A 15,485-nucleotide genomic window follows, 5' to 3' on the forward strand; every position below is an offset into this window, starting at 1 on the left:
GCCAGAAACACGCGTTTGATACGCCCGACGCCTCCCCGCGATGCGTCGGTCGGCCATCGCTCAGACAGCCCGCACCTCGATGACCTTCGACTGCCGTCCCATGCGCTCGGCAAGCCGCGTGCGGTCCTGCACCGCGCCCGCCAGCTGGCCGCAGGCGGCGTCGATGTCGTCGCCGCGCGTCTTGCGCACCGTGGTCACGATACCCGCGTCGATCAGCACCTGCGCAAAGCGCTTGATCTGGTCGTTGCGCGAACGGGTGAGACCCGACTCGGGGAACGGGTTGAACGGGATCAGGTTGAACTTGCACGGAACGTCGCGCGTCACCGCCAGCAGCTCGCGCGCGTGCGCCTCGCTGTCGTTCACGCCGTCGAGCATGCAGTATTCGAACGTGATGAAATCGCGCGGCGCGACCTTCAGATAGCGCTGGCAGGCCGCCATCAGCTCGCGCAGCGGATACTTCTTGTTGAGCGGCACGAGCATGTCGCGCAGCGGATCGTTCGGCGCGTGCAGCGACACCGCGAGCGCCACCGGCAGGTCGGCGGCAAGCCGGTCCATCATCGGCACGACGCCCGACGTGGACAGCGTCACGCGCCGGCGCGACAGGCCGTAGGCGTTGTCGTCGAGCATCAGGCGCATGGCCGGCACGACCGCGTCGTAGTTGAGAAGCGGCTCGCCCATGCCCATCATCACGACGTTCGTGACGACGCGCTCGCCCTTGCCCGGCCCGCCGACGTCACGACCGAGCGACTTGCGCAGCGCGAATTCCGCCATGCGCAACTGGCCGATGATCTCGCCGGTGGTGAGGTTGCGCGAGAAGCCCTGCTTGCCCGTGGAACAGAAGCGGCAATTGACCGCGCAGCCCGCCTGCGACGAAACGCACAGCGTGCCGCGATGTTCCTCGGGGATGAAAACGGTTTCTACCGCATTGCTGTTGCCGACATCGATCAGCCACTTGCGTGTGCCGTCGGCGGAAACGTGATCGCTGACGATGGCGGGCATCGCCATGCTGGCGCGGCCCTTCAATTTTTCGCGCAGGGATTTTGCCAGGTCCGTCATGCCGTCGAAGTCGTCGGCGCCGTACTGGTGAATCCAGCGCTGCAACTGCTTGGCGCGAAACGGCTTCTCCCCCAGGCTGTCGCAATATGCGACCAGCCCGGCGGCGTCGAGATCGAGGAGGTTGACGGTAGAGCTGCTCGTCATGTCGAATTCTGCCATTTCTGTCTAGAGCCAGGCCCGGGCGAGATGCCCGGGCCTTTCGCGCCAATTGCTGCTATATCTGCTGCCGGTCTGCTTCGATACTTCTTCCGCGAAGCCGCGGAACATGATCAATAGTTGCCCGGCAATTGCCGATTAGCGCGAGTAAACGTTCACTTCCGGGAAGAAGAACGCAATTTCCTGACGCGCCGTTTCGGCTGCGTCCGAACCATGCACGGCGTTTGCGTCGATGCTGTCGGCGAAATCCGCACGGATCGTGCCCTTGTCTGCCTTCTTCGGGTCCGTCGCGCCCATCAGGTCGCGGTTCGTGGCGATCGCGTTCTCGCCTTCCAGCGCCTGGATCATCACGGGGCCGGAAATCATGAATTCAACGAGGTCCTTGAAGAACGGCCGCGCGGCGTGCACGGCGTAGAACTTTTCCGCGTCGGCACGCGACAGATGAACCATGCGAGCCGCAACGATCTTGAGGCCAGCGTTTTCGAACCGGCTGTAGATCTGGCCGATAACGTTCTTTGCCACTGCGTCCGGCTTGATAATCGACAGGGTGCGCTCGATCGCCATGAAAAACTCCAAAAAATGAACGGGTTAGGAATTTAAATGAATCGACAATTGTAGCACGAAGAGATGTATGATTGCGATTGAAACCTTACTGTTCCGTAAGGATCAAACAGGCGGAGAACGAGATCCGGCGGTGCTTTTGAGGGCGGCTGCAGCGCTATTGAAATCGGCGCAAGATAGACCCATATTGGCATCGGCCGGCGCATGCGACCGGCGGCGGCGAATTCGCCGGCGTACGTTCCAACCGCGTTTTATGGATGTCGCACTTCGACAGTCAAGGCAAGGAGAAACCATGAACGAATCACCCTACAGTTTTGGCCGCAGCGGCAGCGTCACATCGGTGGAGACGCGCAACCGCGTGCTGCGCAACACCTACTGGCTGCTGGCGCTATCGATGGTGCCGACGGTGCTCGGCGCCTGGATCGGCGTCACGACCGGATTCTCGCTCTTCGCGGCCACCAGCCCGGCCATGAGCTTCATCGCGTTCCTCGCGATCGCGTTCGGCTTCATGTTCGCCATCGAAAAGACGAAGGACAGCGGCCTCGGCGTGCTCGTGCTGCTCGGTTTCACGTTCTTCATGGGACTCATGCTGTCGCGGCTCCTGAGCTTCATCCTCGGGTTCTCGAACGGGCCGCAGCTCATCATGCTGGCATTCGGCGGCACCGGCATCATCTTCGCGGCCATGGCGACCATCGCCACGGTCAGCAAGCGTGATTTCTCGGGCCTCGGCAAGTGGCTGTTCATGGGCGTGATCGTGATCCTGCTCGCCGCGTTCGCGAACGTCTTCCTGCAGTTGCCGGCGCTGATGCTGACGGTCTCCGTGCTCGCGATCGTGATCTTCTCGGCTTACATGCTGTTCGACGTCCAGCGCGTCGTGAACGGCGGCGAAACGAACTACATCAGCGCCGCGCTCGCGATTTACCTGGACCTCTACAACGTGTTCACGAACCTGCTGGCGCTGCTCGGCATCTTCGGCGGCAACCGCAACTGACGCGCTCGCGCGCAAAAGCGCACGCCCGCAACGAAAAAACCGGCCTTCGGGCCGGTTTTTTCATGTCTGCGCAAAGGCAGGAAAGGCGTAAAGCGGGAAAAACCGCCGCTCAGTCGCGCTCGAACAGCGCGATGGATTCCACATGCGACGTGTGCGGGAACATGTTCACCACCCCCGCGCCCTTCATCCGGTAGCCGGCCTCGTGGACGAGCAGACCGGCATCGCGGGCAAGCGTCGCGGGGCTGCACGACACGTACACGATGCGCCTCGGCAGCGGCCCGTCGCCGCTTTGCGCGATGTCCGCCAGCGCCTTCGCAACCGCCAGCGCCCCTTCGCGCGGCGGATCGATCAGGAACTTGTCGAATGCGCCGAGTGCGCGCAGGTCGTCGGCGGTGACTTCGAAGAGATTGCGGCACGCAAACGACGTATGCGCATCCACGCCGTTCGCCTTCGCGTTCTCGAGCGCGCGCGCCGTGAGCACCTCGCTGCCTTCGATGCCCACCACCTCGCGCGACATCCGCGCGAGCGGCAGCGTGAAATTGCCGATTCCGCAGAAGAGATCGAGCACGCGGTCCGTTTTCGACGGCGCGAGCAGGGCAAGCGCCCGGCTCACCAGCACGCGATTGATCTGGTGGTTCACCTGCGTGAAATCGGTCGGCTTGAACGGCATGCGGATGCCGAATTCCGGCAGCGTGTAGGCCAGCTCCGCGTCCAGCGGATAGAACGGGTACGCCGTGTCCGGACCCTTCGGCTGGAGCCAGAACTGCACGCCGTGCTCGTCGGCGAAAGTGCGCAGCAATGCCTCGTCGGCCTCGGTGAGCGGCTCGAGAATGCGCAGCACGAGCGCCGTCACCTCCGAGCCGACCGCCAGTTCGATCTGCGGCATGCGGTCGCGAATCGACAGCCCCGCCACCAGATGCCGCAGCGGCACGAGCATCGCGGATACGTGCGGCGGCAGCACCTCGCAGCTCGTCATGTCGGCGACATAGCTGCTCTTGCGCTCGTGAAAGCCAACCAGCACGCCGCCCTTCTTCTCCACGTGGCGCACGGTGAGCCGCGCCCGGTAGCGATAGCCCCACGACGGCCCGTGGATCGGCCGGAACATCGTTTCCGCGCGCAGCTTACTCAGATGCTGAAGGCTGTCTTCCAGCACGCGCTGCTTCACGGCGATCTGCGCGCGCACGTCGAGATGCTGCATCGAGCAGCCGCCGCAGGTGCCGAAAAACCGGCACTTGGGCGTCGTGCGGATCACGCTCTCGCGCAGCACGCTCACAACCTGCGCCTGCTCGAAGCTCGGCTTCTTGCGGTAGCTCGAATAGGTCACGCGCTCGCCCGGCAGCGCGCCCTCGACGAAAATCACCTTGCCCGGCTGGCCATCTTCGTTGACCGTGCGGCCGACGCCGCGCGCTTCCATGTCGAGCGATTCGATCTCGATTTCGGGCGCGGCGAACGACGGATCGGGCACAACGGACCTGGCCGGCGCGGCGCGGCGGCGATGCGTGGATTTTCGAGCGGCTTCAGACACCTGCGGACTTCCTGACTGACGTGACAAAGGCGAGATTGTAGACGAACACCGCGGGCTTACCCGCCAAAAGCCGCCAGATAGTGCGCCCAGTGCGGCGACGGTTCGAGCGCGAGCGCGTTCTTCACGAAATTGATTTCGTCGGCGTACTCGTCGGCGGAAAAGCCGCCGCGCATCAGCTGGAAGCGGCAGTACATCAGGTACGTATTGACGACGTCCGTCTCGCAGTAATTGCGGATCTCCTCGATGCGTCCCTCGCAGTACGCCGCCCACACCTGGCCGCCGTCCATGCCGAGCTTGCCCGGAAAGCCGCAAAGCTTCGCGAGCGCGTCGAGCGGCGCGTTCGCGCGGGCCTGGTACATCGCGAGGACGTCCATCAGGTCCGTATGCCGCGAGTGGTAGCGGCTGATGTAGTTGTTGAACTTGAACTCGCGGTCGTCCTGACCCAGGTCCCAGTAGCGCGACGCCGCGACACCATGCACGAGCGCGCGGTAATGGAGCACGGGCAGGTCGAATCCGCCGCCGTTCCACGACACGAGTTGCGGCGTGTACTTCTCGATCACGCGAAAAAACGACTGGATCAGCACCGCCTCGGAATCCTGCGGCGTGCCGAGCGAGCGCACGCGAAAGCCGTTGTTGTCGCGAAACACACACGAAATCGCCGCAACGCGCTGCAGGTGATGCGGCAGGAAATCGTTGCCCACGCGCTCGCGCCGTGCGGCAAACGCGAATTCGGCGACTTCGGCGTCGGTGAGCGCGGCGGGCAGATCTTCGAGACGGCGAATACCGTCGACATCGGGGATCGTCTCGATGTCGAAAACGAGAATGGGTGTCATCAAGTTCTAGAGCACGGCGTCCTTGCGAACGCCGTTGGAAGCGAAAAAGCGCTTGAGCCGCACGAGCGCCTCCTGCTGGATCTGGCGCACGCGCTCACGCGTAAGACCCATTTCGTCGGCGAGTTCCTCGAGCGTGGCCGGCTCGATGTGATTGAGCCCGAAGCGGCGCTCGATCACGTGCCGGTGCTTGTCCGACAGGCGCGAGAGCCACAGGCGCGTGAGCGATTCCAACTCGCGGTGCTGCACTTCCGCGTCCGGCGACTGGCTCTGGTCGTCGGACAGCAGGTCGAGCAGGCTCGAGCCGGGATCGAGGTCGAGCGGCGCGTCGAGCGACGCCGTGTGCTCGTTGAGCGCGAGGATGTCGGTGACTTCCTCGGGCGTCTTGCCCGTCAGATAGGCGATGTCGTCGATGCTCGCGTCGCGGCGGTCGGGTGCGATCGCGGCCGTCGAATTCGCGGAATTTTTTTCCAGATGGCGCTTGGCGCGCAGCACCTGGTTCAATTCGCGGATCACGTGCACCGGCAGACGCACCGTGCGCGCCTGATTCATGATCGCGCGCTCGATGCTCTGGCGAATCCACCAGGTGGCGTAAGTCGAAAAACGGAAACCGCGCGTGGGATCGAATTTCTCGATCGCGTGCATGAGGCCGAGATTGCCCTCCTCGATTAAATCGAGCAGCGGCACGCCGCGATTCAGATAACCCTTTGCGATACTCACGACGAGCCGCAGATTGCGCTCGATCATGACCTGGCGCGCCTCGAACTCGCCCGCTTTGGCGAGCCGCGAATAGCGCTGCTCTTCCTCGACCGTCAAAAGCGGCTTGACGCTGATTCGATTCAGATAATGCTGGATCGTGTCGGCCGTGAGTTCGGCCTGCAAAAGCGAACGAAAATCGTCCGCGTCCGGGACGGAATCGTTTGCGCCGTCACTCGGTTCTTCAGCCGAGCCCTTGGCGCGCGCGCCGCTTTCCTCGTCGGATGGGTCGATTTCGACGTCCACCGCGTCGGAATCGTCGTCTTCATGGCTCGAAGCACCGTCTTCCACCGATACTTGCATGGGTCGGCTGATCGTCTCAGTCTCGGCTTGCGGCAGGCGGCGCTTCGTTTTAGGCATGATGGTTTCGCTTTTATTGCGGCGGCAAATACTTCAGTGGGTCGACAGGTTTGCCCTGTCGGCGAACTTCGAAGTGCAACATCACGCGGTCCGAATCGCTATTCCCCATCTCAGCGATTTTCTGCCCTTTTGTCACCGCGTCACCCTCTTTTACCATCAAAGCGCGGTTGTGTGCATATGCTGTCAGAAAAGTCGCGTCGTGCTTGATGATAATAAGGTTGCCGTAACCGCGCAGACCATTACCCGAGTACACGACACGCCCGTCCGCCGACGCATTGACCGCTTCCCCCGCCGCGCCACCGATATTCAACCCCTTGTTCCTGGCATCGTCGAACGTGCCGAGAATCGGCCCGCGCACCGGCCAGATGAAAGCCGGCTGCGCCGACGCCGCCGCGGCACTGTCCACGCCCGCCGCAGCCCCGATTCCGGGCACCGCCGCGGGTGCCGCGCCCGGCACCGTCCCCGGCGCGGTTCCCATGCCCGACGCGGAGCCGTACACCGGCGGCTGCGCGGTCGTGCCGGTCGTCACGCCCGGCTGCGGCGTGCCGGCCATCGATCCGTTGAGCGGCTGCGCCTGCACGCCGCCGCCCGTGATCGGCGCGGTGGCGACGCCCGGCGTCGTCGCGGCGACATTCGCGCCCGGCGGGGCGACCCGCACAAGCTGACCCACTTCGATCTGGTTCGGGTTCGTCAGGTTGTTCCACGACGCGATGTCATGATAATTCTGACCGTTTTCCAGTGCGATCCGATATAGGGTATCGCCCGGTTTTACGCGGTAATAACCCGGCGGCGGCGGTCCCTCCGGCAAGGCGGGCTGCGCACCTTGCGTGCTGATGGCCGCGCCGGTGCGGTCGACGACCGGTGCTTGGTCCATCCGCGTCGAACAGGCTGCCAGCACGGACAGCGCGAGGACGCACACACCGCGCTCAACCGCCGCCGGGCGGGCGTTCGCGCTCCTTTCTCGCATAGCACGCAACATACTCATCGGTGTCAAATCACTCCGGATTTTAAGGGTACAAAGAAAACACGATCGAGCTGCGACTCCCGCCATTGCGTCGGCGAGACCCGCTCCACGAGCGTCAGCACCTGCGACTGCGCGCTCTGCGATCCGACCGGCGCGACAAGGCGCCCGCCGACCGCCAGCTGATCCAGCAGCGCCTGCGGCACGTCGAGCCCGGCGCACGCGATGACGATCGCATCGAACGGCGCCGCGGCGCTCAGCCCGAGCCTTCCGTCGCCGTAATGCAGGCGGATGTTCGGCACCCGCAGCGGCCGCAGATTGAGCTTCGCGCGCTCCGAAAGCGGACGCACGCGCTCGATCGAATACACCTCGGCCGCGACCAGCGACAGCACCGCCGCCTGATAGCCGCAGCCGGTGCCGATCTCAAGCACCTTCGAGAGCGTGCGGCCGGCCGCGACGAGCTCGATCATGCGCGCGACGACCGACGGCTTCGAGATCGTCTGGTGATGGCCGATGGGCAGCGCCGCGTCTTCGTAAGCCTGCGCGGCGAGGCCCGGATCGACGAACATGTGGCGCGGCACCACGGACATCGCGTTCAGCACGCGCGGGTCGGTGATGCCGTTCGCGCGCAGCCGTTCGACCATGCGCTCGCGCACCCGTTCCGAGGTAAGCGCGTGCGCCGTGTTCAGCGCGACGTTCGGCGCGCCCCGCCTGATGCTCGACACGGATTCGCGCTGTTCGTTCTGGCGCGGCGCCGCGCGCAGCGCGCCGGGCAACTGGTGCGCGACGGCGGATACTTTCGCCGCGGCGTGTCTCGTGCCGGATGAAAGCGGATGCGGCGATGTGCCGCCCGTCTGATTCAGCGCATTCGACGGCCGCGCCGCCGCGCCGCCCGCCGGCTTTACGGCAGGCGCGCTGACCGGCTTGACCGCCGCAGGCCCCGGCGATGCCGGCCTGGCCTGTGCCGCATGCTTCACCGCTGCGACGCCGGCGCCCGGCGTCGTGACGGCCGCGCCCTTGTGCGCCGCCGTGGCCGTGCTTCCCGCCGTCCGCTTGCCTGCCGCGCCGGCGTGCGGCACGGATCTGAGCGCACCGCTCGCCGTGCTCTTCGGACGCGCGGCGTCCGCGCGGGCGCCCGGCTTGCGCGGTTCGCGCACAAGGTCGGCGAGCGCCAGCGGAAAGCGCTTCGCGCGCTCGTCCGTCATGTGCGGTTGCTCCCCGCGCGCGCCCATTCGGTCGTTTCGGACAGCAGCTTCGTGTGAGTCAGGTCGAGTTGCAGCGGCGTGATCGAGACATGACCGTTCGCGACTGCGTGGAAATCGGTGCCTTCGCTTGCATCGAGCGCGTCGCCCGACGGGCCGATCCAGTAGATCGGATTGCCGCGCGGATCGGTCTGGCGAATCACCGGCTGCGAAGGATGGCGCTTGCCGAGCCGCGTGACGCGCCACTCGCCCATCTGGTCGTAAGGCAGGCTCGGAATGTTGACATTGAGCAGCGGATGCCCGGGCATCGGATGCTCGAGAAAATGCGCGACGATTTCGGCGGCGACGCGCGCCGCATCTTCGAGATGCAGCCAGTCGCGGCCGACGAGCGAAAACGCGATGGCGGGCACGCCGAACATGAAGCCTTCGGTGGCCGCCGCGACGGTGCCTGAATACAGCGTGTCCTCGCCGACGTTCTGGCCGTTGTTGATACCCGACACGACGAGGTCCGGCTTCTCGTCGAGCATGCCGGTGAGCGCGATGTGGACCGAGTCGGTGGGCGTGCCGTTCACGTAGAAAAAGCCGTTCGCCGCCCGGTGGATGCTGAGCGGACGCGACAGCGTGAGCGAATTCGACGCTCCGCTGCAATTCTGCTCCGGCGCCATCACCGTGACTTCGCCGAGCGGCTGCATGGCCGCGTGAAGCACGTTGATGCCGCGCGCAAGATAACCGTCGTCGTTGCTGAGTAGGATTCGCATCCGACGATTGTAACCGAGGAAAGATGGCACGCGAACGACTCTGCCAGCACGCCGGAGCACGCCGCGCACAGGTTTGCGCCGCCCGCCGCGCGCGCTTTTTCGCCATTTTCCGCTTTGGCTCCGCGTGGCTTGCACCTCGCCGCGAACGCGTCTGCGCGCGGCATGGGCGGTTGGGCGCGCGGCGCCGCACCCTGCTCTACACTTACGCGTAACCATTCGAGGAGAGCTCATGCGCGCCATCCGCTGCAACCGGTACGGACCACCCGAAACGCTTACCGTCGAGAATCTGCCGGACCTGCATCCGGAAGCAGGCGAAGTCGTGATCGACGTGAAGGCGGCCAGCGTGAATTTCCCCGACGTGCTGATCATCCAGAACAAATATCAGTTCAAGCCGCCGTTGCCGTTCACGCCCGGCGCGGAGCTTGCCGGCATCGTGCGCGAGGTGGGCGCGGGCGTCACGCGCTTGCGGCCCGGCATGCGGGTCGCCGCCTACACGGCGCAAGGCGCGTTCGCCGAGCAGGCGCGCGCGAGCGAGGCGTCATGCGTCGCGCTGCCCGACGATGTCGATCTCGCGAGCGCCGCCGCGTTCACGCTCGCCTACGGCACGTCGCACCACGCGGTGACCGATCGCGGGGCCCTCAAGGCCGGCGAGACGATGCTGGTTCTTGGTGCGGCAGGCGGTGTCGGACTCGCGGCGGTCCAGATCGGCAAGGCGCTCGGCGCGCGGGTGATCGCGGCGGCGTCGAGCGCGGAAAAGCTTGCGCTCACCGTCGAACACGGCGCGGACGCGACCATCGACTATTCGCGCGAGGACCTGCGCGAACGCATCCGCGCGCTCACGGACGGCCACGGACCGGACGTGATCTTCGATCCGGTCGGCGGCGAGTACGCGGAGCCGGCGTTTCGCAGCATCGGATGGCGCGGGCGCTATCTCGTCGTCGGCTTCGCCAACGGCGAGATTCCGAAACTGCCGTTCAATCTCGCGCTGCTCAAGGGCGCGAGCATCGTGGGCGTGTTCTGGGGCGGGCACATGCAGCGCGAAGCCGATCTCGCCGCGGCGGGCTTCGAGCAGATGATCGGCTGGATCAGGGAAGGCAGGATGCGCCTGCATGTGTCGAAGCGCTACACGCTCGACGAAGTGCCGCAGGCCCTCGACGACATGGCGCACCGCCGTGTCACCGGCAAGGTCGTGATCGAGCCTTGATGCGCGTGATTGCCGGCAAAACGTCTGCCTTTCGCAATCGAACAAAACGCGCCGCATTGCGGCGCGTTTTGTTCGAAGCCGCTTAGAGCTTCTCCGTCTCTCCGGTCTTCGGCTGCCACTTCATCAGCCTGCGCTCGGCCAGCGCGACGATGCCGTCGAGCACCAGCGCGAAGGCGGTGAGCACGAGGATGCCGGCAAACACCGTGTTGATGTCGAAGGTGCCTTCGGCCTGCAGGATCAGATACCCGACGCCGCGTGCCGAGCCGAGATACTCGCCGACCACCGAGCCGACGAATGCGAGCCCCACCGACGTATGCAGGCTGGAGAACACCCAGCTCGTCGCACTCGGCAAATACACGTGCCGCAACAGTTGCTTGCGGTTCGCGCCGAGCATCCGCGCGTTCGCCAGCACGACCGGGCTCACTTCCTTCACGCCCTGATAGACGTTGAAGAACACGATGAAGAACACGAGCGTCACGCCGAGCGCCACCTTCGACCAGATGCCGAGTCCGAACCAGACCGCGAAGATGGGCGCGAGGATCACGCGCGGCATCGAATTGGCGGCCTTGATGTACGGATCGAGGAGCGCGCTCATCGTCGGCGCGAGCGCGAGCCACAGGCCGACGCCGAGCCCGGACACCGTGCCGATCGCGAACGCGAGCACGGTCTCGATCAGCGTCACCCACAGATGCACGTAGATCTCGCCCGTCGTGAACCACTCCCAGATGCGCAGGAGCACCTTCTGCGGCTCGCCGAAGAAGAACGCGGCCTTGCTCGAGTCGTCGAAATAGAACGCGGGAAGGAGCGTCGGGCTCGTGAGCACGTACCAGAGCAGAAAGCACGCGACGAGCAGCAGCCACTGCCAGAGCACCAGATTTGCGCGGTTCGGGCGCAATTTGTTCCACATGATCGAAGCCTTTCCTAGACGGCAGTGAGCTGTTGCTGATAGCCCTTGAGCACCTCTTCGCGCAGCACGCCCCAGATCTGCGCGTGCAGTTCCACGAAGCGCGGATGCGAACGAATCTCGGCGACGTCGCGCGGACGCGGCAGGTCGATCGTGAATTCGCCGATCGGATGCGTGCCCGGCCCCGCCGACAGCACGACCACGCGGTCGGACATCGAAATCGCCTCGTCCAGGTCGTGCGTGATGAAGAGCACGGCCTTGCGCTTCGCCGCCCACAGTTCGAGCAGCTCGTTTTCCATCAGCTGGCGCGTCTGGATGTCGAGTGCGGAGAACGGCTCGTCCATCAGGATGATGTCCGGATCGAGGATCAGCGTCTGCGCCATGCCGACGCGCTTTCGCATGCCGCCCGAGAGCTGGTGCGGATAGCGGTCGCCGAAACCGCCGAGGCCCACGCGCTTTAACCACTCCTCGCCGCGCTCGCGCGCCTCGCCTTTCGGCACGCCGCGAAACGCGAGTCCCGCCGTGACGTTGTCGAGCGCCGAGCGCCACGGCATCAGCGCTTCGGACTGGAACATGTAGCCCGCGCGCCGGTTGATGCCCGCGAGCTTCTCACCGAACACCGTGACGGCGCCCGAGGACGGCTGCAACAGCCCCGCGCCCACGTTGAGCAGCGTGGACTTGCCGCAGCCCGTCGGGCCGACCACCGACACGAATTCGCCCGGCGCGATGAAGAGGCTCGTTTCCTTCACGGCGGTGTAGCGCGCGTTGCGGTTGTCGCGCGAAGCGAACGTGCAGGTGATGTTGTCGAGCGCGAGCGCGTAGTGTGAAGATGCCTGCATCGGGCTCAGGCCTTGACCGTCACGAGGGCTTTCTTCACGAAGTCGTTGGTCCACGTCTTCGAGAGGTCGATCGGCTTGCCCTTCACGGTCTGGTCGAACGCCTGCAATGTCTTGAGCGCGGTGGCGGGGCCGTCGGCGGGCATCAGGCCGTCGGGCGAAAGCGCTTCCTTCACGTGCTGCCACGAATCGAGATAGAGCGCGCGGTCGCCGAGCAGATAGCCTTCCGGAACGGTTGAAATGAGGTCCGTGCCCGATGCCGTCTGCAGCCACTTGAGCGCGCGCACCATTGCGTTGGTGAGCGCCTGCGTGGTGTTCGGATTCTTGGTGATGAAACTCTGCGACGCATACAGGCACCCCGCCGGCATGTTGCCGCCGAAGACGCTCTTCGTGTCGGCCAGCGTGCGCGTGTCGGAGACGATGCGAATCTCGCCGGAGCGCTCGAGCTTGGTCATCACCGGGTCGAGGTTCGCGAGCGCGTCGATCTGGCCGGACTGCAGCGCGGCGATCGCGCCGGCACCCGCCCCCACGCCGATGAACGCGACGTCGCTCGCAGTAAGCCCCGCCTTCGCGAGCACGAAGCTCGCCATGATCGACGTCGACGAGCCGGGCGCCGTCACGCCGATCTTCTTGCCCTTCAGATCGGCAATCGACTTGTAGTTCGGCATCGTCTTCTTCGATACCGCCAGCACGATCTGCGGCGCACGGCCCTGCAGCACGAATTCGCGGAACATCTGGTTCTTCGCCTGCAGGAGCAGCGTGTGCTCGTAGGCCCCCGAGACCACGTCCGCGCTGCCGCCCACCGCCGCCTGCAACGCCTTCGCGCCGCCGGCGAAGTCGGAGATCTCGACGTCGAGCCCTTCGTCCTTGAAGTAGTTGCGCCGCTCCGCGATCGTGAGCGGCAGGTAATAGAAGAGGTTCTTGCCGCCGACCGCTATCGCGACCTTCGACTGCTCCGGCTTCGCCTGCGCAAACGCGAGCGGCGCGCCCGACAATGCACCACCCGCGAGCACGGCACCGCTCGCAATGAACGTTCTGCGTTTCATCGACTTCTGTCTCCTGGTCTTGTGTTCTCTTGTGTTCTTTTCAGCGGGCGAGTCAGGCGTGAGCTAGATCACCTTCGAAGCCCGCAGCCGCGCAATGTCGTCAGGATGATACCCGAGCGACTGAAGGACTTCATCCGTGTGTTCACCGAGCCGCGGGCCGAGCCAGCGGGTCTCGCCGGGCGTTTCCGAGAGCTTCGGCGTGACGTTGGGCAGCGTGATCTCGCGCCCGTCCTGCCACGGAAAGCGCTGCAGCATCTGGCGCGCGATGTACTGCGGATCGGTGAACATGTCGGCGACGCTGTAGATGCGCCCCGCGGGCACATCGGCGGCATTGAGCACCGCGAGCGCTTCGTCGATGCTGCGCGTCGCGAGCCAGGCGGCGATCGCGTCGTCGATTTCCTGCGTGCGCGGCACACGGCCGTCGTTCGAGGCGAGCGCCGGGTCGTTCGCCAGATCGTCGCGTTCGATGGCCGCCATCAGGCGCTTGAAGATCGGATCGCTGTTGCCGCCGATCACGATGCTGCCGTCGCGGCACGGATACGTGTTCGACGGCACGATGCCCGGCAGCGACGCGCCCGTGCGCTCGCGCACGAGGCCATACACGCCGTATTCCGGCACGACGCTCTCCATCATGTTGAAGACGGCTTCGTAGAGCGCGACGTCGACCACCTGTCCCTTGCCACCGTTCATCTTTCGATGATGCAGGGCCATCAGCGCGCCGATCACGCCGTGCAGCGCCGCGATCGAATCGCCGATGGAAATGCCGATGCGCGGCGGCGGGAGATCGGGGTATCCCGTGATGTGCCGCAGGCCCCCCATCGATTCCGCGATCGCACCGAAGCCCGGCCGGTCGCGATACGGCCCGGTCTGCCCGTAGCCGGAAAGCCGCACCATGACGAGGCCCGGATTCTCGGCGGACAGCACTTCGTACCCGAGCCCGAGCTTTTCGAGCAGCCCGGGGCGGAAATTCTCGACGACGATGTCCGCTTCCTTCGCGAGCCGCCGCACGATCTCCTTGCCTTCGTCGGCCTTGAGATTGACGGTCACTGATTTCTTGTTGCGCGCCTGCACCGCCCACCACAGGGACGTGCCGCCGACTTCCGGGTAGAGCTTTCTCCACTTGCGCAGCGGATCGCCGCCGTTCGGGTCTTCGATCTTGATGACGTCGGCGCCGAATTCGCCCATGAAGCGGGCGGCGAAAGGCCCGGCGATCAGCGTGCCGAGTTCCAGCACCTTCACGCCGGCAAGCGGTCCGGTCACTGCGCTCATGTTGTCTCCTGGTCGTTTTTTTGTGCGTGTTGCCCTGTGCCGCTACACCGATCGCCGGTCGAGCATCGCGCGCGCGATCGTGCCCGCATCGACGTATTCGAGCTCGCCGCCGACCGGTACGCCCCGCGCGAGGCGCGTCACCTTCAGCCCTTTCGCCTTGAGCGTCTGCGCAAGATAGTGGGCGGTCGCCTCGCCTTCGTTCGTGAAGTTCGTCGCCAGCACGACTTCCTGCACGACGCCGTCGTTCGCGCGGGCGATCAGCCGGTCGAAGTGGATCTCCTTCGGGCCGATGCCGTCGAGCGGGCTCAGATGCCCCATCAGCACGAAATAGAGCCCGCGATACGTGAGCGTCTGCTCGAGCATGATCTGGTCAGCGGGTGTTTCGACGACGCACAGGAGCGCAGGATCGCGCTCCGGATCGCTGCACACCTCGCAGATCGCCGCCTCCGTGAACGTGTTGCACTTCTCGCAGTGCTTCAGGTGCTCTGTTGCGAACATCAGCGAGCGGCCGAGCTTTTCGGCGCCCGCGCGGTCGTGCTGCATCAGGTGATAGGCCATGCGCTGCGCCGATTTCGGACCGACGCCCGGCAGCGCGCGCAGCGCCTCGACGAGCGCCGACAAGGCGGAAGGTTGCTTCATGTGTCCCTGGTGTGGAGGAGCGCCAGCCGTTCAGGGCGTTGCTCAGAACGGGAGCTTGAAACCCGGCGGCATCGGCATGCCGGCGGTCATGCCGCTCATCTTTTCCTGCGTGGTGGCTTCGGCTTTGCGCACGGCGTCGTTGAAGGCGGCGGCGACGAGGTCTTCCAGCATGTCCTTGTCGTCGGCAAGCAGGCTCGGGTCGATCTGCACGCGGCGCACGTCGTTCTTGCAGGTCATCGTGACCTTCACCAGGCCCGCGCCCGACTGCCCTTCCACCTCGATCAGCGCGAGCTGGTCCTGCATCTTCTTCATGTTTTCCTGCATCTGCTGGGCCTGTTTCATCAGCCCGGCGAGTTGGTTCTTCATCATGATGTGCTCCTTCCTGGATCGGGGTATTGCGGATTGTTCAGGGGCGCGCCCGGTTGCCTGAA

The 15,485-nt window shown here is 65.2% G+C and carries 16 protein-coding genes; 2 read left to right on the plus strand and 14 right to left on the minus strand.

Annotation, left to right across the window (positions count from 1 at the left end):
• Positions 1-60: 60 nt before the first annotated feature.
• Together rlmN and ndk are read right to left on the minus strand one after the other, a co-directional pair.
• A complete protein-coding gene (rlmN, locus tag BG61_RS05520) occupies positions 61-1,200 on the minus strand; it encodes a dual-specificity RNA methyltransferase RlmN (RefSeq protein WP_035930712.1) in 1,140 nt (379 codons plus the stop codon).
• 150 nt (positions 1,201-1,350) lie between these two features.
• The gene (ndk, locus tag BG61_RS05525) at positions 1,351-1,776 is read right to left on the minus strand and encodes a nucleoside-diphosphate kinase (protein WP_035930715.1); all 426 of its coding nucleotides are present in this window, start codon (positions 1,774-1,776) and stop codon (positions 1,351-1,353) included.
• Between the two features lie 289 nt (positions 1,777-2,065).
• On the opposite strand from ndk, the gene BG61_RS05530 reads away from it, so the two are divergent.
• On the plus strand, positions 2,066-2,764 hold the full coding sequence (locus BG61_RS05530) for a Bax inhibitor-1/YccA family protein (protein WP_035930473.1): 699 nt from the start codon (positions 2,066-2,068) through the stop codon (positions 2,762-2,764).
• Positions 2,765-2,873: 109 nt separating this feature from the next.
• On the opposite strand, the gene rlmD is transcribed toward BG61_RS05530, so the two are convergent.
• The 6 genes from rlmD to surE are packed head-to-tail and all read right to left on the minus strand — an operon-like array spanning position 2,874 to position 9,156.
• Positions 2,874-4,289 carry a 23S rRNA (uracil(1939)-C(5))-methyltransferase RlmD gene (rlmD, locus tag BG61_RS05535; RefSeq protein WP_035930475.1) on the minus strand — a complete coding sequence of 472 codons (1,416 nt, stop codon included), beginning with the start codon at positions 4,287-4,289 and terminating at the stop codon, positions 2,874-2,876.
• A gap of 56 nt (positions 4,290-4,345) precedes the next feature.
• A complete protein-coding gene (locus BG61_RS05540; RefSeq protein WP_035930477.1) occupies positions 4,346-5,122 on the minus strand; it encodes a 3'-5' exonuclease in 777 nt (258 codons plus the stop codon).
• Between the two features lie 6 nt (positions 5,123-5,128).
• On the minus strand, positions 5,129-6,235 hold the full coding sequence (gene rpoS / locus BG61_RS05545; RefSeq protein WP_035930480.1) for an RNA polymerase sigma factor RpoS: 1,107 nt from the start codon (positions 6,233-6,235) through the stop codon (positions 5,129-5,131).
• Positions 6,236-6,248: 13 nt separating this feature from the next.
• Positions 6,249-7,220 (minus strand): peptidoglycan DD-metalloendopeptidase family protein, encoded by a 972-nt coding sequence (locus BG61_RS05550; protein WP_035930482.1) that lies wholly within the window; start codon positions 7,218-7,220, stop codon positions 6,249-6,251.
• Between the two features lie 5 nt (positions 7,221-7,225).
• Positions 7,226-8,401 carry a protein-L-isoaspartate(D-aspartate) O-methyltransferase gene (locus tag BG61_RS05555; protein ID WP_035930716.1) on the minus strand — a complete coding sequence of 392 codons (1,176 nt, stop codon included), beginning with the start codon at positions 8,399-8,401 and terminating at the stop codon, positions 7,226-7,228.
• Positions 8,398-9,156, minus strand: coding sequence for a 5'/3'-nucleotidase SurE (gene surE / locus BG61_RS05560; RefSeq protein WP_035930485.1), 759 nt, complete (start codon positions 9,154-9,156; stop codon positions 8,398-8,400). The genes BG61_RS05555 and surE overlap by 4 nt, the downstream gene beginning before the upstream one ends.
• A 229-nt stretch (positions 9,157-9,385) precedes the next feature.
• Between surE and BG61_RS05565 the strand changes: the two genes are divergently transcribed.
• Positions 9,386-10,360, plus strand: coding sequence for an NADPH:quinone oxidoreductase family protein (locus BG61_RS05565; protein WP_035930486.1), 975 nt, complete (start codon positions 9,386-9,388; stop codon positions 10,358-10,360).
• Between the two features lie 82 nt (positions 10,361-10,442).
• On the opposite strand, the gene BG61_RS05570 is transcribed toward BG61_RS05565, so the two are convergent.
• From BG61_RS05570 to BG61_RS05595, 6 genes are all read right to left on the minus strand, one after another.
• Positions 10,443-11,267, minus strand: coding sequence for an ABC transporter permease (locus BG61_RS05570; protein ID WP_035930490.1), 825 nt, complete (start codon positions 11,265-11,267; stop codon positions 10,443-10,445).
• Positions 11,268-11,281: 14 nt separating this feature from the next.
• A complete protein-coding gene (locus tag BG61_RS05575) occupies positions 11,282-12,103 on the minus strand; it encodes an ABC transporter ATP-binding protein (protein WP_035930493.1) in 822 nt (273 codons plus the stop codon).
• A gap of 5 nt (positions 12,104-12,108) precedes the next feature.
• Positions 12,109-13,146 carry an ABC transporter substrate-binding protein gene (locus BG61_RS05580; protein ID WP_035930495.1) on the minus strand — a complete coding sequence of 346 codons (1,038 nt, stop codon included), beginning with the start codon at positions 13,144-13,146 and terminating at the stop codon, positions 12,109-12,111.
• Between the two features lie 63 nt (positions 13,147-13,209).
• Complete coding sequence (locus tag BG61_RS05585) at positions 13,210-14,415, minus strand: CaiB/BaiF CoA transferase family protein (protein ID WP_035930497.1); 1,206 nt, start codon at positions 14,413-14,415, stop codon at positions 13,210-13,212.
• Between the two features lie 42 nt (positions 14,416-14,457).
• Positions 14,458-15,054: a recombination mediator RecR gene (gene recR, locus BG61_RS05590; protein ID WP_035930500.1), complete on the minus strand. Its 597-nt coding sequence runs from the start codon at positions 15,052-15,054 to the stop codon at positions 14,458-14,460.
• Positions 15,055-15,096: 42 nt separating this feature from the next.
• The gene (locus BG61_RS05595; RefSeq protein WP_035930503.1) at positions 15,097-15,423 is read right to left on the minus strand and encodes a YbaB/EbfC family nucleoid-associated protein; all 327 of its coding nucleotides are present in this window, start codon (positions 15,421-15,423) and stop codon (positions 15,097-15,099) included.
• Positions 15,424-15,485 lie beyond the last annotated feature (62 nt).

Origin of the sequence: Caballeronia glathei, from assembly GCF_000698595.1 — a bacterium.
Lineage (GTDB): Bacteria > Pseudomonadota > Gammaproteobacteria > Burkholderiales > Burkholderiaceae > Caballeronia > Caballeronia glathei.